The 23,102-nt window shown below is 60.3% G+C and carries 19 protein-coding genes and 2 pseudogenes; 18 read left to right on the forward strand and 3 right to left on the reverse strand.

Translation table 11 applies throughout. The features are described from left to right. The 8 genes and pseudogenes from D109_RS1000000135000 to D109_RS0123360 all read left to right on the forward strand — a co-directional run. A pseudogene (locus D109_RS1000000135000) lies at window positions 1-206 on the forward strand (LysR family transcriptional regulator); the annotation flags it as partial. A gap of 423 nt (window positions 207-629) precedes the next feature. Continuing rightward, window positions 630-2,147 (forward strand): amino acid ABC transporter permease/ATP-binding protein, encoded by a 1,518-nt coding sequence (locus D109_RS0123330; RefSeq protein WP_026078175.1) that lies wholly within the window; start codon window positions 630-632, stop codon window positions 2,145-2,147. 35 nt (window positions 2,148-2,182) lie between these two features. Next, entirely contained in the window at window positions 2,183-3,055 is an 873-nt protein-coding gene (locus D109_RS0123335) for a phytanoyl-CoA dioxygenase family protein (RefSeq protein WP_017479002.1), read from the forward strand. A gap of 28 nt (window positions 3,056-3,083) precedes the next feature. After that, window positions 3,084-3,917, forward strand: a complete 834-nt coding sequence (locus D109_RS0123340; protein ID WP_017479003.1) for an ABC transporter substrate-binding protein — start codon at window positions 3,084-3,086, stop codon at window positions 3,915-3,917. A 98-nt stretch (window positions 3,918-4,015) separates the two neighbouring features. Beyond that, window positions 4,016-4,747 (forward strand): class II aldolase and adducin N-terminal domain-containing protein, encoded by a 732-nt coding sequence (locus D109_RS0123345; protein WP_017479004.1) that lies wholly within the window; start codon window positions 4,016-4,018, stop codon window positions 4,745-4,747. Between the two features lie 27 nt (window positions 4,748-4,774). Then, window positions 4,775-5,452: a DUF1028 domain-containing protein gene (locus D109_RS0123350; RefSeq protein ID WP_017479005.1), complete on the forward strand. Its 678-nt coding sequence runs from the start codon at window positions 4,775-4,777 to the stop codon at window positions 5,450-5,452. Next, window positions 5,449-5,658, forward strand: a complete 210-nt coding sequence (locus D109_RS0123355) for a hypothetical protein (protein WP_017479006.1) — start codon at window positions 5,449-5,451, stop codon at window positions 5,656-5,658. Before D109_RS0123350 ends, D109_RS0123355 begins: the two co-directional genes overlap by 4 nt. Before the next feature lie 185 nt (window positions 5,659-5,843). Then, window positions 5,844-7,901, forward strand: a complete 2,058-nt coding sequence (locus tag D109_RS0123360) for a methyl-accepting chemotaxis protein (protein ID WP_017479007.1) — start codon at window positions 5,844-5,846, stop codon at window positions 7,899-7,901. Between the two features lie 51 nt (window positions 7,902-7,952). Here D109_RS0123360 and D109_RS0123365 read toward each other — a convergent pair whose 3' ends face one another. Together D109_RS0123365 and D109_RS0123370 are read right to left on the reverse strand one after the other, a co-directional pair. After that, window positions 7,953-8,756: a 2OG-Fe(II) oxygenase gene (locus D109_RS0123365; RefSeq protein WP_017479008.1), complete on the reverse strand. Its 804-nt coding sequence runs from the start codon at window positions 8,754-8,756 to the stop codon at window positions 7,953-7,955. Window positions 8,757-8,837: 81 nt separating this feature from the next. Next, window positions 8,838-9,647 carry a glycosyltransferase gene (locus tag D109_RS0123370; protein WP_017479009.1) on the reverse strand — a complete coding sequence of 270 codons (810 nt, stop codon included), beginning with the start codon at window positions 9,645-9,647 and terminating at the stop codon, window positions 8,838-8,840. Between the two features lie 336 nt (window positions 9,648-9,983). Between D109_RS0123370 and gcvA the strand changes: the two genes are divergently transcribed. From gcvA to D109_RS0123385, 3 genes are all read left to right on the forward strand, one after another. Further along, entirely contained in the window at window positions 9,984-10,889 is a 906-nt protein-coding gene (gene gcvA, locus D109_RS0123375) for a transcriptional regulator GcvA (protein WP_017479010.1), read from the forward strand. 75 nt (window positions 10,890-10,964) lie between these two features. Beyond that, complete coding sequence (locus tag D109_RS0123380) at window positions 10,965-11,792, forward strand: DMT family transporter (protein ID WP_017479011.1); 828 nt, start codon at window positions 10,965-10,967, stop codon at window positions 11,790-11,792. A gap of 43 nt (window positions 11,793-11,835) precedes the next feature. Continuing rightward, the gene (locus D109_RS0123385; protein WP_017479012.1) at window positions 11,836-12,597 is read left to right on the forward strand and encodes an SDR family oxidoreductase; all 762 of its coding nucleotides are present in this window, start codon (window positions 11,836-11,838) and stop codon (window positions 12,595-12,597) included. A gap of 61 nt (window positions 12,598-12,658) precedes the next feature. On the opposite strand, the gene tkt is transcribed toward D109_RS0123385, so the two are convergent. Then, a complete protein-coding gene (tkt, locus tag D109_RS0123390) occupies window positions 12,659-14,719 on the reverse strand; it encodes a transketolase (RefSeq protein ID WP_017479013.1) in 2,061 nt (686 codons plus the stop codon). A gap of 186 nt (window positions 14,720-14,905) precedes the next feature. Between tkt and D109_RS0123395 the strand changes: the two genes are divergently transcribed. From D109_RS0123395 to D109_RS0123425, 7 genes and pseudogenes are all read left to right on the forward strand, one after another. After that, a complete protein-coding gene (locus D109_RS0123395; protein ID WP_017479014.1) occupies window positions 14,906-15,163 on the forward strand; it encodes a DUF465 domain-containing protein in 258 nt (85 codons plus the stop codon). A gap of 299 nt (window positions 15,164-15,462) precedes the next feature. Beyond that, the gene (locus D109_RS1000000132365; RefSeq protein ID WP_017479015.1) at window positions 15,463-18,090 is read left to right on the forward strand and encodes a PAS domain S-box protein; all 2,628 of its coding nucleotides are present in this window, start codon (window positions 15,463-15,465) and stop codon (window positions 18,088-18,090) included. Continuing rightward, window positions 18,087-18,716 carry a response regulator transcription factor gene (locus D109_RS0123405; RefSeq protein ID WP_017479016.1) on the forward strand — a complete coding sequence of 210 codons (630 nt, stop codon included), beginning with the start codon at window positions 18,087-18,089 and terminating at the stop codon, window positions 18,714-18,716. Before D109_RS1000000132365 ends, D109_RS0123405 begins: the two co-directional genes overlap by 4 nt. Window positions 18,717-19,449: 733 nt before the next feature. After that, window positions 19,450-20,043, forward strand: a pseudogene (locus D109_RS1000000135360) (methyl-accepting chemotaxis protein); the annotation flags it as partial. Window positions 20,044-20,056: 13 nt separating this feature from the next. Beyond that, window positions 20,057-20,425 carry a response regulator gene (locus D109_RS0123415; protein ID WP_017479018.1) on the forward strand — a complete coding sequence of 123 codons (369 nt, stop codon included), beginning with the start codon at window positions 20,057-20,059 and terminating at the stop codon, window positions 20,423-20,425. Between the two features lie 34 nt (window positions 20,426-20,459). Then, complete coding sequence (locus D109_RS0123420; RefSeq protein WP_026078177.1) at window positions 20,460-20,777, forward strand: lipid asymmetry maintenance protein MlaB; 318 nt, start codon at window positions 20,460-20,462, stop codon at window positions 20,775-20,777. Between the two features lie 4 nt (window positions 20,778-20,781). Continuing rightward, window positions 20,782-22,911, forward strand: coding sequence for a chemotaxis protein CheA (locus tag D109_RS0123425; protein WP_017479020.1), 2,130 nt, complete (start codon window positions 20,782-20,784; stop codon window positions 22,909-22,911). The last annotated feature ends 191 nt before the right edge of the window (window positions 22,912-23,102 follow it).

Raw genomic sequence — 23,102 nt, forward strand, 5'->3', positions numbered from 1 at the left:
GGACGGCAAGCGCCTGATCCGCTTGCGCTTGTCCGGGCCGCACCGGCCCATGCAGCTGGGCTATGCCACGGCGAGCAATACCCAATTGTCCCGTGTGGTGTCGGCGTTTTGCCGAGCGTTGCCGCATGTTCGTTTCAGACCAGTACATCCCGGGCATGGCGGCCCCGAGCTTTTTTGATGCCCATGCGGTGCGCACAGTCCTGTAGGAACTGGCTTGATGATCGTTCCCACGCTCTGCGTGGGAATGCCTCCTCGGACGCTCTGCGTCCAGCTGGCGATGCAAGGTTCAGGTCTTGCGCAGTGGTGACGCGGAGCGTCACGGGATGCATTCCCACGCAGAGCGCGGGAACGATCAGCCTGGGAACGTGTTTGCATTGCACCAAAAGGTTGCGCTCGCTGCCGTGCGGTCGCGGCATCGCACCAATACGAGACAGGCTGTTTTGACTGTCCAGTCGTCACCCAGGGAACGGTGACGCTGCGTAGGTTCTCCCTACTCAATAGGCCGGCTTTTACGAATTGACCCCAAGGGCCTCTCCCCACGAATCTCAGTCCATCGGTGCAGATCAGGGTTCGACCTTCACGTTGAGCATTCGGTGGGCATTTTCATTTTTTTGTCGAGCACAGTGACGATGACTTTCAACTGGAATTACATGTTTGGTTTGCTGGCCGATGCCGAGTTCTGGCGGGCGACATGGACGGTCATCCAGCTCAGTTCGTTGACATGGGTGTTGAGTATCGCGCTGGGTTTCCTGCTGGCCCTGGCCAAGCAATCCAAACACGCGCTGATCAGCCTGCCGGCGCGCGGCTACATCTGGTTGTTCCGCAGCCTGCCGTTGCTGGTGCTGCTGATCTTCATCTACAACCTGCCGCAGGCGATTCCCTCCACCTCGGTGATTCTGGCGGACCCGTTCTGGGCCGGCCTGCTGGCCCTGGTGATCTGCGAAACCGCCTATGTCGCCGAGATTCACCGGGGCGGCCTGTTGTCGATTCCCAAAGGGCAGGGCGAAGCGGCCCGGGCACTGGGGCTGAGGTTTTTCGGGATCCAGTGGCGAGTGGTAATTCCCCAGGCGCTGCGGGTGGCGCTGCCGTCGCTGGCCAACGAATACATCTCCATCGTCAAGCTCACCTCCCTGGTGTCGGTGATCTCTCTGACCGAGATCCTGATGGTCGGCCAGCGCCTGTATTCGCAGAATTTCCTGGTGATCGAGACGATGGCGGCAGTGGCGTTTTTCTACGTATTTATCGTCACGGTGTTCGACTTCCTGTTGAAGCGCCTGGAGCGTTTTCTCGACGTCAACCAACGCAACGTTTCCCGGGTGCCCGATGCGGAAGTGCTGGCCCTGGCGACCCAACAACGTGTCGCCCTGCAGCGACCGACCAGCGCCGAAGGCCCTGCGTTAAAGGCTTCGCGGCTGCATAAAGCCTACAACGACATCGAGGTGCTGGGCTCGGTCAACTTGCAGATCCAGCCCGGTGAAGTGGTGTCGGTGATCGGACCTTCCGGGTCCGGCAAAACCACGCTGATCCGCCTGCTCAATGGCCTTGAGCAACTGGATAACGGCGAGATCCAGATCAACGGCCAACCCTTTATTCACCTGAACAAAGTCGGCGCACAAAAGCCGCAGTACGTGGAGCACGCCGAGCATCGCCTGAACATCGGCATGGTGTTCCAGAGCTTCAATCTGTTCCCGCATTTGAGCGTGCTCGACAACCTGCTGATGGCGCCGAAGTACCACGGCCTCGCGCCTGTCGAAGAGCTGAAGCAACAGGCCTACGCGCTGCTGCACAAGGTCGGCATGCTCGACCACGCCTGGAAGTATCCGCACCAGCTTTCCGGTGGCCAGCAGCAACGCGTGGCCATCGCTCGCGCCCTGATGATGCGCCCGCAAATCATGTTGTTTGACGAGCCCACCTCGGCCCTCGACCCGGAAAAAGTCAACGAAGTCCTGCAAGTCATCGAAGCGCTGGCCCAGGAGGGCATCACCATGGTGATCGTCACCCATGAGATGAATTTCGCGTTCAAGGTCTCCGACCGCATCGTGTTCATGGAGAAGGGCCGGGTGGTGTGCGATGACACGCCGCTGGCGCTGCGCAGCGGTGAAAACCCACGTGTGGAGGCGTTCCTCAAGGACGTATCGCTGGCGTGACCCCCTTAACGTTCGTGCGACAAGAGAGCTACAACATGATCGAGCAAGCGCAAATTGAACAGTTTCACCGGGACGGCTTTCTGGTGGTGCAGGACGTGCTGACGCCTGAAGAAGTGGCCGCGTTGCAGCATGACTTCGACCAGTGGGTAGAAGACAGCCGTGGTCATGATAAGGGCTGGGGTGAAACCGTGGATGGCCGTGCGCGATTCGACCTGGAAGGCGACCATCGCCCCGACCATCCCTCGCTGCGCCGGGTGAGTTCACCCACCGAGATTTCGCCGGCGTACCAGCGTGTGGCGCTGCAATCGCGGATGGCGGCGATTTCCGCACAATTGATCGGGGGCGGCGGCACGCGCTTTCATCACAGCAAGATCAACTCGAAATTGCCCCACACTGCGACGCAAGTGAAGTGGCACCAGGACTTCCTGTTCACGCCCCACAGCAATGACGACATCGTCACCGCCTTGCTGATGGTCAGCGAAGTCACGCCGCAGAACGGCCCGCTGAATGTGATCCCCGGCAGCCACAAGGGCCCGCTGTGGTCCCACTGGCACGACCAGCGTTTCACCGGCGCGGTGGACGACACGGTAGTCGACGATCTGTGCCGGAACCCGGTGGCCTGTTATGGGCCCGCCGGTTCCGTGTGCTTCATGCACACCCGCCTTTTGCATGCCTCAAGCCCTAACGAGACCGAGCTGCCGCGCACCCTGTTCATCAGCGTCTACGCCGCTGAAGACGCGCTGCCATTCGGCGAAAACCCGCTGCCCAGCGCACACGCCGGCCTGATGGTAGCCGGTGAAGAAAGTGGCCTGGTGCGTTCCACGGAAAACCACCTGCGCTTGCCGCAGAAGCCCCGTGGCGCCTCTTTCTTTGTGCAACAGGCTGGCCAGGACTCCGTCACTGCCTAACCTCCTTCTCACCTTGCAGGGTACTACCATGACAGCGTTTCACTCGATTGCTCGCCCTATTGCCGTGTGCCTGCTGGGCGCTGCGGTTGCAATGACGTCGTTGGCGGCTTCGGCCTTCCAGAAAGACGGGAAAATTGTCGCCGGTTCCGATGTGACCTTCTTTCCCTATGAGTACATGGATAACAACAAACCCGCCGGCTTTGATATTGAATTCATGGATGGCCTGGCCAAGGCCATGGGCCGCACCGTCGAGACCCTCGACACGCGTTTTCCCAACCTGATCACCGGCTTGCAGGCGGGGCGTTTCGACGTGACCAACTCCTCCATGTACATCACCGCCGAACGGGTGAAAGTCATCGACATGATTCCCTACCTGAAAAGCGGCGAATCGATCCTGACCCTCAAGGGCAGCGACTTCCAGCCCAAGACCCCGGAAGAGTTCTGTGGCCACAAGATCGGCTCGATGGGGGCCACCTCCTGGCTGGCGCAGATGCACAAGCTGTCGGATGAGTACTGTGTGAAAAAAGGCCTGAAGCCGATTGCGATCAGCGAGTACAGCACCGACCCGCAAACCACTCAGGCCTTGTTGGCTCATGCCGTTGAAGCGCAGATCACCGACGCCGCAGTAGCCCGTGGCGCGGTCGAGAAACTCGGCGGTCGGGTGGTGATTTCTTCAGACACCTTGATCTACCCGGTGCTGAACGGCTTCGGCGTGAAGAAAGGTAATGACGAGGTCAAGAATGCCTTGATCGAAGGCATCAAGAAGTTCGGCGCCACCCCTGAATACGCCGCCTTGCTCAAGAAATACAACTTCCAGGCGCCTACCGATGCGGACATCGCCGAGCTGATGCCGAAATCCTGACCCAACACTGTTCACTTAAGGAACACACCCTACCTGTGGCAAGCGAGCAAGCTCGCTCGCCACAGATTATGGGGTACTTGCCCTGCGGAGAGAGTTACATGGCGTTATCACATGAAGAGCAAACGCGCATCGACCTGGCGGCGACCTTTCGCATTGTTGCGCACCTGGGCATGCATGAGGCGGTGGCCAACCATTTCAGCGCGGCGGTGTCGGCCGACGGCAAACAGTTTTTGCTCAACCCGAAGTGGAAGCACTTCTCGCGTATCCGCGCCAGTGACCTGTTGTTGCTGAACGCCGACGATGCGTCCGGCGCTGACCATCCGGACGTGGACGCCACCGCCTGGTCGATCCACGGGCAGATTCACCGCTTGTTGCCGCAAACCCGCGCCGTGCTGCACCTGCACCCGGTCTACACCACAGCCGTCGCTTGCCTGGCCACGCCGCACATCCCTGCGATCGACCAGAACACCGCGCGCTATTTCAATCGTGTGGCGGTGGACGAACTGTACGGTGGCATGGCCGACACCGAGGCCGAAGGCGAGCGCCTGGCCGGGTTGCTGGACGGCAAGAGCCGCTTGTTGATGGGTAACCATGGGGTGATGGTCACGGCCACCTCTATCGGTGAGGCATTCGACGATATCTGGACCCTGGAACGCGCCTGCCAGATCCTGGTGACGGCGTTGTCTACCGGCCAACCGCTGCGAATACTTTCAGACGAAGTGGCCGAGAAAACCGCACGGGGCTGGGAAGGCATCACGGATTTCTCGCAGCGGCATTTTGAAGAAATGAAACAGTTGATGATCGACGCCGACCCTTCGTTACTCGACTGATTTGATCCCACGCACACAGGACTCTCCATGACTTTTTCGGTTGTCGCCCGCTGTGCCGAAACCGGCCAGCTGGGTATCGCTATCAGCTCGTCGAGCATTGCCGTGGGCGCCCGCTGCCCGTGGCTGCGGCCGGGGGTGGGCGCGGTGGCGTCGCAGAACATCACCTTGCCGGCCCTCGGCCCGCACACTCTGGACCTGTTGGCTCAGGGCATGGCGCCGAGCGAGGCACTGGCCGTCGTGCTCACTGCGCAACGTCATAGCGAATATCGCCAGGTGACCGCGATTGATAACACCGGCAGAACCGCGCACTTCAGTGGCGCGCAGACCCTGGGTATCCACCACGCGGTCAGTGGCGAGCAATGTGTGGCAGCAGGAAACATGCTGGCGAATGCCGGTGTGATTGAAGCCATGGTGCGCGCCTTCGAACGCACGCCCGGCCACCTTGCCGACCGACTGCTCGCCGCCATGCAGGCAGGTGTGGCCGGAGGCGGCGAAGCGGGGCCGGTGCATTCCGCCGCAATGGTGGTGGTCGGTGATCACCTGTGGCCCATCGTCAACCTGCGGGTGGACTGGGCCGACGTGGACCCGATCGGCGCCCTCGACCAACTCTGGCAGGCCTATCGCGGGCAAATGCAGGACTACATCGAGCGCGCCATCAACCCGCAAAGCGCGCCGGGCTACGCGGTGCCGGGAGATGATCGATGAGCCGCAGTCGTGACCTGCTGGTGCAACGGGTCAGCTTCGACACCACCAGCCGCGAATCGAACCTGGCGCTGGACCAAGGGCACAAACCTGACGAGTTCATCAGCGTTGCGCAGCCTGAGACCTGTGACCGGAGGCTGGAGAGGGTGTCGTCTGCCCTCACGCTTGAGGTATTGGTCAGACGGTTACCGTTCTGCCACCGGCGCTGAGTGCTTTCGCCCCATTTTCGCGCACGGCACCGCGTTTTTTGAACGACGCCCCGCGTATCTGCGGGCCTGCCACCAGCGGTCCGTTTCTTGCTTGAGCCAGCTTAATCAATGACATGGCATTTTGCCGTCAGTCATTTCAAAGCTTGATTCGCCGCACAGGCGAGTGGTTCTAGGAGTCGTCGGACATGCAAAGCCTTTTGTCGCCAGGAATCCGCCTGCTCGGACGTTTTGGATTCGCGCGAAAGTTCCAGATCCTGTTTTTTCTGTTCATGCTGCCCCTGGCGGGCAGCCTGTGGATGATCGCGCAGGAGTACCGCACCAAGCAGACGGTGATTTCCAATGAGCAATCCGGCGTGCGCGAACTGTTGGCCCTGGATGCCCTGGACGCGCAGCTGACCGCCCAGCGCAACCTGGCCGCGCGCTGGAAAGCCGCCGACATCCTCCACGACCAGACACCCGCGGCCAAAGCCGCAATGACGGCCGTGGACACCAATTTTCCGCTGATCCTGCAAAGCGTGCAGGCCCTGGGCGAGGCCCTGAAAGCCCAGAACGCCAGCGCCGACACCCTTGCCCGCTTCGAGGCATTGCAAGCTTCGGTCACGGGCATGGATTCCCAGGCCCTGCGCACTGTGGGCTGGTGGCCGGATGGCTACGACCGCTTCACTTCCGCGTTGAGCGCGATGCAAACCCTGCGCGAGCAGATCACCATGGACACCGGCTTGATCCTCGATCCGTGGCTTGAAACCTATTTGCTGATGCAGATTTCCACCCAGCAGACGCCTGACCTGATCGAGCGTATCGGGCGCATGGCGAGCGTTGGGCAGTCGTCCATCGCATCGGGGCAGTTCACCCTGCAAAGCCGTTTGCAGATGCGTGATTTACGCGGTCGCATTGGCGATGCAAGGGACCAGTTGGTCAAGGCCGCCGCATCCCTCAAGGCCAAGCAATACCCCGGGCTGCAAGCCTGGATCGCGCAATACGACGACAGCTTGCAACTGCTGGACAATGAGCTGAAGGGCCTGGACGAGGGCGTATTCGGCGGCACCATCAAGCTCGATACCGCCGGCTTCGAACGCAGTGTCGACGGCATGCTCGGTACCCTGGGGGCATTGCGTAATCAGTCACTGAGTTCACTGGATGCGCGTCTGGTTTATTACCGCGACAGCTCCCTCAAGCAATTCGTCCCGGTGGCGGTGACGTTCAGCGTGCTGGCGTTGGCAGCGCTGTACCTGTTCGTGTGCTTGCAGGCATCGATCCGCCGCAGCGCCAGCGGCATCACCACCCTGGCTGAATCACTGCGTGACGGCAATCTGTGCGTGGAGGTGGCGGTGGAAGGGCGCGATGAACTGGCGGCCATCAGCACCGCGCTCAACGTCGCCGTGGTGCAGTTGCGCACCAGCCTGCTGGGGGTTAATCACGAGACGCAGCAACTCGGCTCTGCGGTGCTGACCCTCAATTCGCAATCGGGCAGCACGCTGACCGAAGTGGAAGACCAGCAACAGCAAATCAGCCAGATTGCCGCTGCCGCCACGCAGTTGGCCGCGACCTCCATGGGCGTCGCCAAAAGCTGCGAGCAGGCCTCCGGCAGTGCGCAGAAAACCCGGCAGATTGCCGAAGACAGCAGCCGCGACAGCCAACGCACCACCACGAGTATCCAGCAGCTCAACCAGCGCCTGACCGACACCTCCGATGCATTGGAGCGCGTCAGCCAGCAGGGCCAGCAGATCCAGTCCGTAGTCGACACCATTCGTGGCATCGCCGAGCAGACCAACCTGCTGGCGCTGAACGCCGCCATCGAGGCTGCGCGGGCAGGCGAGCAGGGCCGGGGTTTTGCGGTGGTGGCCGATGAGGTGCGCAGCCTCTCGCAACGGACCCAGGCTTCCACGGCGCAGATCGCCGGCACGGTGGACAGCTTGCGCGCAACGGTGAGCCAGGCGGTCACCCTGATGGGCGCGGCCTGTGAGCAGGCGGTGACCGATGCCGAGTCCGTCACGGGCTTGGGCCATCGCCTGGGCGAAATCGCCAGCGCGGTGCAGAGCGTCACTGACACCCTGGCGCAGATCGCCACGGCGGTTGAAGAGCAGGCGGCGACGGCGGATGAAGTGAGCGGCAATATCCAGCAGGTTGACCAGGCCGCAGGGCGCTTGCTCGAGGGCGCGCGGGCGGTGAATCAGGCGGCGGATGTGTTGAGCAAGGGCAGTCGGGCATTGAGCGATAACACGGCGCGGTTCCAGCTGGGTTGACGGGGTGACAAGCGGGCAGGAGGTCGGGGCACCCGACCCATGCCGATCCGACTAGTTTTTCTTCTTGATGAGCTTGTTGATGTAGTACTTGAGGCTTAAACGATCTTTTGGCCTGGGTTTGTAGTGGGTTTTGTTTCTTTGCGTGGGGTCGATGGCCACGGCCGAGGCGGTGTAGTAATAAAGGGCGATGGATTTGCGCGTAATGTGTTCAGGCGTGGTGAGAGGCTCAGGGTGTCCGTGATTGCTGTCTTTATCTGTATTGAAAATGACACAACGGTTGTACACGGGTAACACTTTCTTAAGGCAGGTTTTCATGCCGACATCCCAAAGCTCCAGGTTGCCGCCGTATGCCTCCTGCCAGTCTTCATTCAGATAAATGATGATGTTCAGTCGGCGCTCAATATTCAGTTTCTTGTTGAGCCTGAAGTCGGAGTGCACGCCCAGGTACCCACCGCTTTTTGTTTCATGCAGCCCGCCCCCGGTGAAGTAGGGGTCGGGTATCAAGCCGTCGATGCCCGTGAGGTGCTCAAGAAACTGCAACATGGGGGCCGAGTTGAACGCGTTGAATACCGATTTTAAATAGGGATCACATTCGTTAGGGCTGATTTGGCGTTTGCGCTGGCCTTTGTACCCGCGCTCGTAGAGGGTTTCGTTCTGGGTTGGCTCAACGGGGAAATGCGAGCTAATGCTCGCGATCAGCTCGTCCTGCAGGAAGTTGTCGATGACGATATGGGGAAACGGCGTAGCCTGCACATACAGGCTGCTCAATGAAGTACCTAGATCGCTGGCCGCTTTCTGGTCGAAGTCGAGCGCTGGAGAAAGGCTCATGGGTAGCGTTTGAGAGTTAGGTGCCATTACCGCTCCGATACTGAAAATAAAGGCCTGTGGAGGGCTTCGATCACGTGCGGGAGCGCCCCGATCGCGTGTTTGCGAAGCCTAGCCTCCCAGGCCATCCTTGTTAAGGCGCTTGAGGATGTTGTTATACATCCGGGTTCGCCTGTGGGTCGCGCCATAGCCACCCGCCGCCGAGACGGTACCGGCCTGGATGTGATCCAGGTAACTGAAGATTTTGCGCGGCGAAAGCATTTCAACGGTATAGCCGAGCGCAGTCATGCGCTCTTGAAGCGTATAGCCAGGCACCCGATCATCCATTGAAAAATGCAGCCCATGTTGCTTGATGAGCTTGCAATTCCATAAGGTGCAAAAGCTCTTCAGGTAGAGCTCCCGGTAGGGCTTGGGCTCTCTTGAACGTAGCCCCAGGGCAATTTTCAAACGTCGGAAATAATGCTTGAACAGGCGCGAGCTAAAGCGCCAAAACGTTCTCGTGAGACCGCGATTGAGTTGCTCCACACAACCCACGGCAGCGACGCCTGGATGGTTGGCGCACTTGTTCAGCAGCATCGGAAAAACATTCTTGTCGAAAATGAATGTGTCGGTATGAATCAGCAGTAAGTAATCAGTGTTGACGCGCTCCAATACCCGGTCCAAGGCTTTGCCATGGGCGATATGGCCTTGCTCGGGCTCGGAAGTGGTGCGCTCGATTAAATGGATCCAATCAAGTGTCCTTAAATACTCGGTGCTTTCATCGGCAGAATAGTTGTCAACGACCCACACCGGCGTCTCGCGGGGGTCGATGTGCTGGTGCAACAGCTCCAGGCAGATTTTGGTGATTTCCGGAGTTTTGTAATTGACCAGTACAATACTGAAAGGGGTGGAGATCTCTTTTGGTGCGTCAGTTTTGTTCATCACTCACACACTCAAGATATTTGTAAGTGAATGTAATAAATAGCAGATTTTATTTGCGCTTTAGTTTCACTTGTCGCAACAGCGCTGACGCGAAAGTTAGTTGGGGTTGCGTATGAAGTTGTCGCCGATTGTATTGCGCCTGACATATTCGTGGCTCACTGAGTCGCTATAAACGGGGCTGCGGTATTACGGTCTCCGTTATAGATAAATGAATGTGAAATAAGTATGAAAAGGCAGTGGATGAAGTGTTGGCGTTGGACGCAGGCGGAGAGGGCAGTCGGGCAATGGGCAGATGTTCTATCATGAGCGTCTATTCATAAACAGCGATGTGCCGCCATGAGAGACCTGCCACCCACCTCGACATTGCGCGCCTTTGAGGTTGCGACTCGGCACACCACGTTCACCTCAGCTTCGCAAGAGCTGCACGTCACCCAAAGCGCCGTCAGCCATCAACTCAAGCACCTCGAAGAACTCTGGGGATTGCAGCTGTTCCAGCGGGGCAAGTCACTCAGCCTGACGCCTGCCGGCGCAGCCCTTGCGCCCATCGTGCGCGAGTTCTTCATGAACCTTGAGGCCACACTCGCGGACCTGCGGGAACAAAAGGGCAGGGTTCGGCTCAAGGTCAGCACCACCTATTCCTTCGCGCTGAAATGGCTGCTGCCACGTTTGCCGAGCCTGGCCCAGCGGCATCCGGAAATACTCGTCACGCTGGACTCCAGCGACAAGATCATCAACTTCTCCAGTGCGGAGGCTGATGTTGCGATCCGCCTGGGCAATGGGAATTACCCGGCGCTTTACTCGGAGTTCCTGTTCCGCGAGCAGATTTTTCCGGTGGCCAGTCCCGATCTGTTGAAGCGCTTTGGCCGGCCAAACACGCCAGCCGAATTGCTGCGCTATCCCTTGCTGATGCGCGACGGCGCCGATTTGGTGCCGAAGTGGGAAGTGTGGTTCCAGCACGTCGGGCTGGCGATTTCGCCACTCAATGAGAGTGTCAGGTTTCCGGATACCAACATGACGATCGAGGCGGCGTTGCTCGGCCAGGGCATTGCGTTGGCGCGCAGTGGGCATGTGGAATCAGAGCTGAGCGATGGCAGCCTGGTCAAGCTGTTCGAGGTGCCGTTCCCATCCCCGGTCGCCTATTATTTTGTGTGCCCCAAAGGGCTCGAATCCCAGCCTCACATCGTCAGCTTTCGTGATTGGTTGATGCAGGAAGCGGTAAACGCCGGACTCGCCTACGAATAAAGCATGAGGATTTGCTCATTCTTCAATGAGGAGACTTCGTTTCAGTTGAGGCGCCGGTTTACTTAGGATAGGCGCATGCCATATCACATCATTCTCCTGGTCCTCTTTGCCGCCTTACTGCACGCCAGTTGGAATGCGCTGCTGCGTGGCGGCGCCGACCGCCTCTGGTCGATGACGGTGATGTGCCTGGCGGTCGCTATTGCCAGTGGCGCCGCTGCCTTGTTCCTGGAAGTGCCGGCGCCAGCCAGTTGGTTCTATGTGGTGCTGTCAGCGCTACTCCATGTGGGCTACAACCTGTTCCTGGTACGCAGCTACAAGGTGGGCGACCTGGGGCAAACCTATCCGATTTCACGGGGCTCCTCGCCGGTGCTGATCACCCTCGGCGCCGCAGTGTTTGCCGGGGAGAGCGTATCGGCCAGCTCACTGCTGGGCATTGCCCTGGTGTCTGGCGGGATTATTTCACTGGCGTTCAGGGGCCGCCGCCTGGCCGTGCCCAGCCTGCCATACGCCCTGGGCACCGGGTGTTTCATTGCCGCCTATAGCGTCACCGATGGCATCGGCGCACGCCTGTCCGGTGCCCCGATGGCCTACACGGTCTGGATGTGCGCCCTGTGGGGCGTGTTGATGCCGGCGGTCTATATCGGCCTGCGCGGGGCAAAGAGTTTGTTCAGTGTGCGGCCTGGTTTCTTCACGGCGTTCGCCGGCGGGCTGGTGTCGCTCCTGGCCTACGGAATCATCATCTACGCCATGGCCGGTGCGCCCATGGGCGCGGTGTCGGCGTTGCGCGAAACCAGCGTGTTGTTTGCGGCGCTGATTGGCTATTTCTTTCTCGGCGAGACACTGACGGTGCGCAAGGTATTGGCGTGCGTGGTGATCGCCACCGGCACCCTCCTCATCGGCTGAGGACAGGTAACGCATTTCCCACCACCACATGAAGGTTCGCTCAATGGATACCGTCCCGCAGGCACCGCTGATTCTGATCACGGGTGGAAGTCGTGGCGTTGGCGCCGCCACCGCGCGGCTGGCCGCCGCACAAGGTTATGACGTGGCGATCAGCTTCGTTTCCGACGAATCTGCTGCCCTCGCGGTAGTGGCGGATGTAGAAGCGGCGGGGCGCCGGGCCTTGGCCGTACGTGCAGACAGCGCAGACCCGGAGCAGGTCGTTCAGTTATTTGCCGCGATAGATCGGGCGTTCGGGCGCATCGATGTACTGGTTAACAACGCCGGGATCAACGCGTTGCAATCCCGGGTCGAGGACCTGGCGTTCGAGCGTATGCAGCGGATTTTCGCGGTCAACGCGATCGGGCCGATGCTGTGTGCCCAGCAAGCGGTGAAGCGCATGTCGTTTCGTCACGAGGGGCGGGGCGGTTCTGTGATCAATATCTCGTCGGCCTCCGCCCGGCTTGGCAGCCCCAACGAATACGTCGACTACGCCGCATCGAAAGGCGCGCTTGAGACCTTTACCACCGGGTTTGCCAAGGAAGTTGCCCGGGAGGGAATACGCGTCAACTGCATCCGCCCCGGGCATATCTACACCGACATTCACGCCAGCGGCGGCGAGCCGGGGCGGGTTGACCGCGTCAAGGATTCGATCCCCATGGGGCGGGGTGGTCAGCCTGAAGAAGTGGCCAGGGCGATTCTGTGGCTGGCAGGCGCCGAGGCGTCCTTCATCACGGGTACGTTCCTGGATGTCACCGGCGGTAAATGAGCATCAGGGCGTGGCACCGAGGCTCCCCTCGGTAGGCCACGCCAGGCATGCTTGCGCCGGGTCAGCTGTTGAGCTTGATCTGCTCCTTCGCCAGCTTCACCACATTCTCCAGGGTAAAGCCGAACTTGGCCTGCAACTTGGCCAAGGGTGCCGAGGCGCCAAAGCTGTTCATCACCACCTTGGCCCCGGTCTGCCCTACGTAGCGGTCCCAGCCCAACGGGCCGGCCTGTTCCACCACCAGGCGTGCCTTCACCGTCGGCGGCAGCACGCTGTCGCGGTAGGCCTGGTCCTGTTCTTCGAACAGTTCCCAACTCGGCATCGACACCACTTGCGCCGCCACGCCTTCAGACTTCAGTTGCTCATAGGCCTCCACCGCCAGGCTGACTTCACTGCCGGTGGCCATCAGGATCACCTGGGGCTTATCGGCGCCGGCCAGCACATAAGCGCCACGGGATGTACCCGTCGCCGCCGCGTACTTCGTGCGATCCAGGGTCGGCAGATTCTGCCGCGACAGCACCACGCAGGTCGGGCGATGGGTCTGGGCCAGGGCGATCTTCCAGGCCTCCAGGGTTTCATTTGCGTCGCCTGGGCGCAGGGTCAGCAAGCCCGGCGTGGCCCGCAGTTGGGTCAGGTGTTCGATGGGCTGGTGGGTAGGGCCGTCTTCGCCGACACCAATCGAGTCATGGGTAAACACGAACACCACCGGCAGCTCCATGATCGCCGCGAGGCGAATCGGCGGCTTCATGTAGTCGCTGAACACCAGGAAGGTCGAGGTGTACGGCCGCAGGTACGACAGCGCCATGCCGTTGGCAATCGCGCCCATGGCATGTTCACGAATACCGAAGTGCAGGTTGCGCCCGCCGTAGTTCTCGGCACTGAAGCGCCCGGCGTCGTCGAACGTCAGGTTGGTCTTGGTGGACGGCGACAAGTCTGCCGAGCCCCCCAGCAGCCATGGGATCTGCTTGGCAAACCCATTCAACACTTCGCCACCGGCGGCACGGCTGGCGACGCCCTTGGCATCCGCGGCAAAGCTCGGCAGTTGCTCCTGCCAATGCTCGGGCATCTCGCCCGCACGCATGCGGCGCAGCTCGTCGGCCAGTTCCGGCTCGTACTGTTCGAGGTGGGACAGGTTTTCGGTCCATTGCTCATACAGCGGCTTGCTGCGCTTGAGCAGCGCATCCCGCAGGACCGTGCGCGCTTCCTCCGGTACCAGGAAGCTTGAGTCTTCGGGCCAGCCGTAAGCCGCTTTGGTCAGGCGGATTTCTTCTTCGCCCAAGGGTTCGCCATGGGCTGACGCGGTGTTGTGCTTGTGGGGCGAGCCATAGCCGATCACGCTGTCGACCACGATCAGCGTCGGTGCCCCGGTGTTTTTCTGGAACGTGCTCAGGGCGTCGCTCAGGGCCAGCAGGTTGTTTGCATCGGTGACGTGCAAGGTGTGCCAGCCATAGGCCTGGAAACGCTTGATCACGTCTTCGCTGAAGGCTAGCTCAGTGTGGCCTTCGATGCTGATGGTGTTGTTGTCGTAGATCCAGCACAGGTTATCCAGCTTCAAGTGCCCGGCAATGGACGCGGCTTCGCTGCTGATGCCCTCCATCATGTCGCCGTCGCCGCACAGGGTGTAGACGTTGTAGTCGAACAGCACCTGGCCGTCCCGGTTGAAACGCTTGGCCAGCCAACGCTCGGCCATCGCCATGCCGACGCTGTTGGCGCACCCCTGGCCGAGTGGGCCGGTGGTGGTTTCTACGCCGGTGGTCATGCGGTATTCGGGGTGGCCGGGAGTTTTGGAGCTCATCTGCCGGAACTGCTTGATGTCGTCCAGGCTGATGGCCGGCTGGCCGGAGCGCTTGCCGTGGGCGTCAATCTCCACCACGCCCGCCAGGTGCAACAGCGAATACAACAGCATTGAGGCATGGCCCACCGACAATACGAAACGGTCCCGGTTGGGCCAGTCGGGGTGCTCGGGGTGATAACGCAGGAAGCGGCTCCACAAGGTGTAACCGACGGGCGCCAGGCCCATGGGCGTGCCGGGGTGGCCGGAGTTGGCCTTCTGCACAGCGTCCATGGCGAGGGTACGAATAGTGTTGATGCACTGGGTGTCGACAGCGTTGGCAGCGTGATTCATGGAACCTGTTCTCCATCGGGTGACGATCTACAGTGGAGGGCAGCCTGCGCCAAAGGTTTTATGAAATCGTCTGCCCTGCGACGAACGGGGACGCAAACGCGACAGGTTGATCTCAGACATGACAAGAGGCTGCTGGATGGGCTAGGTTCAAGGGGTCAACCATCGATCAATGTGCGGAGGTACTCCATGCCAGTGAAACACGACCTGTATCAGGACCTGGGTTTGAGCAAGGAAGCTATTCATGAACGCAGGGCGAGCGATAACCGATTGGATTCGCTGCTCAACCAATACGACATTGCCGACAAGGCGGTGGTGCAGGCTGAGTCGTCCACCTCGGGGGCCAGTGACGATGAGTTGAAAAAACTGAAGGAAAAGCGCTTGGCGATCAAGGATGAGATTTCCAGCAAGCTTGAGGGCCTGGCGGCTCAGGCAGGCAAGGGCTGATTCGACCACGCTGTGCCCATGGGCTTGCCGTTCAGTGCAGGCCCATCCATTCGACAAGGTTGTTTATTGCAATGTATTCGGGTGAACAGCCGGGATCCTGATGAGGGTCAGATATCTCAAAAAAACCACCGATAGTTGCCGTCGGCATGCAGTGAATGCATGGGTTAGGTCTACTATGGGGTGTGGTCTGTCACCCTGGTGTGAACGATCGCGAAGGTATGGGTGGATGCGACGTTGCTGCTCAACCTGAGTGGTGGTGTGAGCGCACAGGCCTTTAACATGCCGCAGGGAGAGTGGCAATGACGCGCGACAAAGCATGGACCGCGCTGGGGGGCATGGTGGGCTGTCTGGAACCGGCAGCCACCGTCTCGGCAGCAGAGCAAGTCACCCATATACAGCTCAAGTCTATTTTCGATTCCTCCGGCACCGGCCTGGCGCTGGTGGCGTTGGACGGTTGCTGGCTGCGGGCAAATGGCGTCACTTGCCGTTTGCTGGGCTACAGCGAGGCGCAGCTGCAAGCCACCACCTTCATGGCCTTGACTCACCCTGATGATCGGGAGGTGGGGATAAGCCTGGTCGACGAATTGAAGCGCGGTGCGAGGCCCAGTGCGACGATGCATAAGCGCTACCTTCACCGCGACGGGCAAGTGGTCTGGGTGCGACTGACTGTGGGGCTGGTGCGCGACGAAGCGGGTCAGCCTTCATGCTTCGTGTCCCAACTGGAGGACATCACCGAGAACTGGCAGCTGCGTGAAACCCTGATGGGGAGCGAGCTGAAATTCCTCTCCCTGGCGGAAAGCTCCCCCAACATCATTGTTCGCTATGACCGCAATCTCTTGCGCACTTATGTCAATCCGACGTTCTTGCTGCTCACCGGCTTGTCTTTTCACGACGCCATCGGTGTTGCCCCCAATGAGGAGTCCGCCGATTACCTGCGCCAACTGCGCCAGGTGGTGGCCACTGGTAATCCGGCTCAATTTCTCAACAGTTGGGCGGTCGAGCAGAATGGCGAGTGGGTAACGTGCGTGGTCAGCCTCACGGCGGAGCGCAATAATGCCGGTGAAGTGGTTGGGGTGCTGGCCCTTGCCCACGACATTACTCAGTTGCGTAAGCACCAGGACCTCGAAGAGGCCCGGCTGCATATCTTCGAAAAAATGGCCAGCGACGCACCGCTGGATGAAACCCTTGGCCTGCTGGTTGGGTATCTGAAGCTGGCCTTGCCCAATCGTGCCTGCAGCGTGATGCTGCTGGATCCGCAAACCCTGACACTGACGCCCTGCACAGGCCCCGGCCTGCGGGATGAATGGCCCCCGACCCCGGGGCAATACGCCTCCTGGTCCGAGCCGATCATGGATACGCAGGGCCGAGTCCTGGGGGCTTTTGTGGTGGCCAACCCACAAGGTGTGCTTCCAGACGACAGTGACATCCAGCGCGTGCGCCAGACCTGTCACATTGCCGCGATTGCCATCGAACGCTGGCGCTCCGAATCACTGCTCAAGCACCGCGAACGACGTTACCGGGATATTTTTGACCATACCCTGGACATGCTCTGCCTGCTTGAAGTAACCGAGGTTGACCGCCTGCGCTGTGTCGAGGTCAATCCCGCCTTGCTGCGCGCCCTGGGCAAACCCCACGGCGATGTCATTGGCCAGACCCTTGAGCGTGTGTTCGACCGGTTGAGCGCCGGTAAAGTCCAGGACTTGTGCCAGCGATGCCTGGCCGCCGGGCGAGCGATGGAGTCCGAGGACACGGTGGTGCTGCGGGACGAAGTCCGTAATTTGCACTTCACCCTGATACCGGTCGCCGACCCGGAGGGCATGGGCCAGCGCATTCTGGTGATCAGCCGCGACATTACGCTTTCCTCAAAGGCCCGCCAGAAAGAACTTGAACGGCAGCACGATATCAGTGCCCTGGTGGAAAACAGCCCGGATGCCATTGTTCGTGTGAGCGCCCAAGGCGAAGTGCTTTACGTCAATGCCCAATTGAAAAAGTGGGTGGGTAGCGCTTGGCCGGACCTGCCGGGAAAATCCATAGGCGCCATGGCCCCCCTCAATGCCCAGGCCCAGCTGTTTTGCGAGTTGGTGGCCCAGGTGGTCAACGATAACAAGGCGGCAGAGCAGGAATTTATGTTGGCGGGTTTGAAAGGCGCGCCCAAGGTGGTGCTGATCCACTTTGTGCCCGAGGTCGATGGCAGGCGGGTGGTCAGTGTGCTGGCGGTAGGGCGCGACATTTCCAAGTTGCGTGCCGCCGAGCGGCGCCTGGCCAATTCCAACGCGCAATTGCGCGACCTGTCGACCCGCCGGGAAACCGCGCGGGAAGAGGAGCGCAAGCTGATTGCCAGGGAGATTCATGACGAACTGGGCCAGCATCTGACGGCCTTGCGCATGGGGATCTCGCTGTTGAGGTTTCAATTCGGCGCTACCACACCCGAACTCACCCCTCAGGTGGAGCGGTTGATGGCCCTGACCGACAAGACGATCCAAGTGGTGCGTGACGTTTCTACCAGCCTGCGGCCTTCGGCCCTGAATCTGGGGCTGGTCTCGGGCCTTGAATGGCTGACCACTGAGTTTGTCGACTTGACCCACACGCCCTGTCTACTGCACTTGCCCTTGAGCCCCATGACACTGCCCGATGCCCAGGTTACCGCCGCGTTCCGCATCGTGCAGGAATCGCTGACCAACATTGCCCGTTACGCGCAAGCGACGCAGGTCAGTGTCACCCTGGCGCCGCAGGACGGGCATTGGTTGCTGGAAGTCCAGGACAACGGCGTCGGCTTCGAGCCCGACGCGGTCGGCCGGCAAACCCTCGGACTGGCCGGGATGCGTGAGCGCGGCCTGATGCTGGGCGGCAAGGTCATTATTTTCAGTCACCCCGGACAAGGCACCACCGTCCAGGCGTTCATTCCCATGCAGGAGACAGCTTCATGATTCGCATGTTGATCGCCGATGACCACACCATCATGCGCGAAGGGCTCAAGCAGCTGTTCACGCTGGTCGCGGACCTGCAGGTAGTGGCCGAGGCCGAGAGTGGCGCGCAAGTGATCGAGTTGCTTCGCCAGGTGGAGATTGACCTGCTGTTGCTGGACATGAACATGCCGGGCATCAGCGGTGAAATCCTGATTGCCAGGTTGCACGCACAGTACCCGAAGCTGCCCATCCTGGTGTTGAGCATGCACAACGAAATCCACATCGCGCAACGGGCACTGCGCGCTGGCGCACTGGGTTACCTGACCAAGGACAGTGACCCCGAGACGCTGTTGGCCGCCATCCGCCGAGTGATCGGCGGCCAGCGTTACCTGGACGCCGGCCTGGCGGAACAGATCGCCCTGCAAAGCAGTGGATTGAAGCAACAGACCTATGTCGAGAGTTTGTCTGATCGCGAGTTCCAGATCCTGCGCTTGCTTGCCCACGGCATGAGCGTTAACCAGATCGCCGAGCAGTTGGTTATCAGCAACAAGACCGTGAGCACCCACAAGACGCGGTTGATGGAAAAGATGGGCTTTGTTTCCACGGCGGACATTGTGCGTTTCGCCATGACCTTGGGTATTTCCTGAGCTCAGCGCAGAGGTAGGGATTTTCCTACCCGGCCTCCCGGTATCCCTACCCCAGAATAGGGATGCTCCGATGGTTGGGGTGCCATTATTGCGCCAGTATCTCCCTCAAGCAGTCGAACCGCCGGTTAACCGGTGACGGGCTGCCCTGGCCGGGAGAGAGACCGTGAACGAACAGACCCCACCCCCTTCAGTTGTGTTGACACTGCTTCCTGCAGTGTTCTCTGGCCTGCTCGGCAGCTTTTCGATCATGTACAGCAATGGTTTTGACGGCCGGGCAGTGGGGGCGGGCGGTGTGCTGTTGCTGGTGTGTATCAGCCTGGGGGGGTGGGCAAACAGCCGCCTCCAGGCACACTGGCGCAGCATCCAGCACCAGGAGGCGGCCGCAGTGCCGGCCGTGGCCGTCGACACGGGGCTGGCCGAGGTGTGTCTCAACGTGTTGCCGGTGTGGTCCAGGCAGATAGACGCAGCCCGCCAGATCAGTGAAACGTCCATCCTCAAACTCAGCGAGCGCTTTGCCACTCTGTCCTCCAACATCAGCCACAGTGTTTCCAGCAGTGGTGGCCAGGATGCTTCCCAGCAACTGGTCGACCTGCTCGAAGTCGGCCAGCGCGATCTCAACGCCATTGTCCTGGCCCTGCGTGCGGCCCTCTGCAACAAAGAGAACGAGTTAAAGGAGGTCATGCTGCTCTCGGGGTTTACCGAGCAGCTCCAGCAAATGGCCAAGTTCGTCGGTGACATCGCCAGCCAGACCAACCTGCTTGCCCTCAATGCCGCCATTGAAGCTGCCCGTGCCGGTGAGGCCGGTCGAGGGTTCGCAGTGGTGGCCGATGAGGTGCGCAAGCTCTCCAGCATGTCCGGTGAGACCGGCCGCAAAATCAGCGAAACGGTCATCACCGTGAATGCCGCCATTGCCCGGACCGTGCAGATGTCGCGGCATCACGCCGAACAAGACACCTTGACCCTGGCGGACTCGGAGCGGGTGGTGTCCCAGGTCATTCAGAGCTTTGGCGCAAACGCCCAGACCGTCGTGCGCAACAGCCGCGACCTGCAACAGCAGAGCGCGAGTGTGGCTGACGAGATTGCCCAAGTGCTGGTTGCCCTGCAGTTCCAGGACCGGGTCAGCCAGATGTTGACCCTGATCACCCACGACCAAAGCCGCTTGCAACAACAGTTGGGTGAGCACCATGAGGGGGGGGTGATCACCCCGCTGGCCAGCGACCGCTGGCTGCAGGAGCTGTCAACCGCCTACACCATGCCGGAACAGCACGCTATCCATGGTGGCAAGCCGCTTTCCAAGGCTGACACCAACGACATCACCTTTTTCTAGAGGCGCTTTTCCAATGAGCAAAACCATTCTGATTGTCGACGACTCCGCTTCCATACGGCAGGTGGTGAGCATCACCCTGAAGGGTGCGGGCTACGACGTGATTGAAGGCTGTGATGGCAAAGACGCCTTGAGCAAGCTGGATGGACGCAAAATCCATCTGATTGTCAGTGACGTGAACATGCCCAACATGGACGGCTTCACCTTCGTCAAGGCGGCCAAGCTGCTGCCGGCCTACAAGTTCACGCCGGTCATCATGCTCACCACCGAAGCCAGTGACGCCATGAAGCAGAAAGGCCAGGCCAACGGCGCCAAGGCATGGATGGTCAAGCCTTTTCAGCCGGCGCAGATGTTGAACGCCGTCTCCAAGTTAATCCTGCCTTAGTGTTGGCCAGCGTTGGCTGGCCAGGAGGTTTTCCATGAGAAGTACACCCCCGATGTTACGTCGAATCCAGGTCATGGAAGGCCCGCTGACCATCTACACGGCCACGGAACAAAAAGACGTGTTGTTGTCACTGTTTCCCCTGGCCCATGAAGTTGAGTTGGACTTATCCAATGTCGATGAACTGGACAGCGCCGGCTTGCAATTATTGATCCTTATCAAACGCGAGTCGTTCAGGGAGGGGGCGCAGCTGTTATTGAGCAACCCCAGTCCGACGGTGATTGAGGCATTGCGACTCAGCGGCCTTGAAGACTACTTCGCTAATCCATCTTTTGCCCCATCGGCGGGAGCATGATCGTATGGCCCAGTCTATGAACATGGATGACGTGCTTCAGACCTTCATTGCTGAAAGTCGCGAGCTTTTGTTGCAGATGGAGGATGCGCTGCTGCAAATAGAGAAGTCGCCCCACGACCTCGATACCATCAATGCGTTGTTTCGCGTCGCCCACACCATCAAGGGCTCAGCCGGCCTGTTTGGCCTGATGCCGATTGTTGAATTTACCCATGTCGCCGAGAGCGTCCTGGATCGGGTGCGCAGCCTGGAAGTGCGTGTCGACGAAGCCTTGAGTGCCTTGTTTCTTGAAGCGCGTGACCATATCAGCCAACTGATCGATCTGTTGGCCGAAGACGGCAACCTGGATCGACTGGATGAGCCCCTTCAGGTGCAGGGCGACGGGCTGGTAGGGCGCCTCGCCCTGTACCTGGATACGCCGCTCTCCAGTGCGCCGCACATTCCCCAGGACACGCCCGCTGACAGCCCGCCTCTTGCCCCCGGGCATTGGCACCTGTCGTTGCGCTTCGGGCCTGATGTGTTACGCAGTGGCATGGACCCGTTGGCGTTTCTGCGCTACCTGGGCACCCTGGGGCATTTGCACCACACCATCACCCTGTTTGACTCACTGCCACCCTTGGCGGCAATGGACCCGGAAACCAATTACCTGGGGTTTGAGCTCGCGTTGGTCAGCGATGCCTCCCGGGAGATCATCGACGGCGCTTTTGATTTTGTGCGTGAAGAGGCCCAGGTGCTGATCCTGGAGCCCCACGCCACCCCCCAGGCGTGCCGGGCGCACCTCGATGCGCTGCCGGAAGAAAATGCGGACCTGCTGGAGCTGTTTGTCCGTTGTGGCACCTTGAGCGAATCCCAGGCCTTGCGGGTTGCGCAGGAAGGCGAGCCAGCGCTTTTGGTCGACGTATTGCCGGAAACGATGGCCCCCTCGCAGAAGGCGGTAAAGAGCCAGGCCACTAACGAAGGTAACCTGATTCGGGTCGATGCCGGCAAGCTGGATCAGCTGATTAACCTGGTGGGCGAGCTGATCATCGCCGGTGCCGGTGCCAACCTGGTGGCAGTGCGCAGCGGGATTGGCGAAATGATCGAGGCCACCAGCCTGTTGTCGCGGCTGGTGGAGGAAGTCCGTGATTCTGCACTGACCCTGCGCATGGTGCAGATTGGCGCGACGTTCACGCGCTTTCAGCGGGTGGTGCGCGATGTCTCCAAGGAACTGGGGAAGGACATCGTGCTGCACATCGGCGGTGGCGAGACCGAGCTGGATAAAACCGTGGTCGAGCGTATTGGCGACCCGCTGACCCACCTGGTGCGAAATGCCATGGACCATGGCATCGAAGCGGCCTCCCTGCGCCTCCAGCGGGGCAAGCCGGCCCAGGGCACGGTGAGCCTGAATGCCTATCACGAGTCGGGCAGCATCGTCATCGAGGTATCCGACGATGGCGGCGGCCTGCGCAAGGACAAGATTCTCGCCAAGGCCCGTGACCGAGGGTTGGTGGGGGACGGCCAGGTACTGGCGGACAAAGACATTCTGAATCTGATTTTCGAACCGGGTTTTTCCACTGCCGACCAGGTCAGCAACCTGTCCGGCCGCGGTGTGGGCATGGACGTGGTGAAACGCAATATCACGGCGCTGCGGGGCAGCGTGAGCCTGGAAAGTGAAGAAGGCCTGGGCACCACCGTACGGATTCGCCTGCCGCTGACCCTGGCCATCATCGACGGCTTTCTGATTGGCGTCGGCAAAGCCTCCTATGTGGTTCCGCTGAACATGGTGGAGGAGTGCATCGAACTGGTGACCCAGCCAGGTGCGGATACCGGCTACCTGGACTTGCGGGGAGATGTGCTGCCCATCCTGCGGTTACGCGAGATGTTTGAGGTGGATGAGCCGCGGGGCAGCCGCGAAAACGTGGTTGTCGTGCAATACGCCGGCTTGCGCGCCGGGCTGGTGGTTGATCGCTTGCTGGGTGAGTTTCAAACCGTGATCAAGCCATTGGGCAAGGTGTTTGGTGATGCCCATGGATTGGGAGGCTTCACGATCCTGGGCAGCGGTGCTGTTGCGCTGATTCTGGATATTCCCAATTTGTTGGGACACGTCGCCAGGGAATCGGCCAACCGTTCGACTCAAAGTTCTTTACTGACTCAATGAAGCGTCATCAGGAGTTACTTGCCATGACCGTAATCAAAAATATTGTATTGCTGGTTTGTGCGGCGATCGTCGGGGTTGTCGTGTTGTGTACCACCAGCCTCTACCTGGCCGGTCAGATCAACTCGACCGCCAGCTACGCCAACCTCAACACGGTGCCCAGCCTGCTGGAAATCGATCACGCCGCAGAAGCC

This window comes from Pseudomonas sp. PAMC 26793 (assembly GCF_000313235.1).
Lineage (GTDB): Bacteria > Pseudomonadota > Gammaproteobacteria > Pseudomonadales > Pseudomonadaceae > Aquipseudomonas > Aquipseudomonas yamanorum.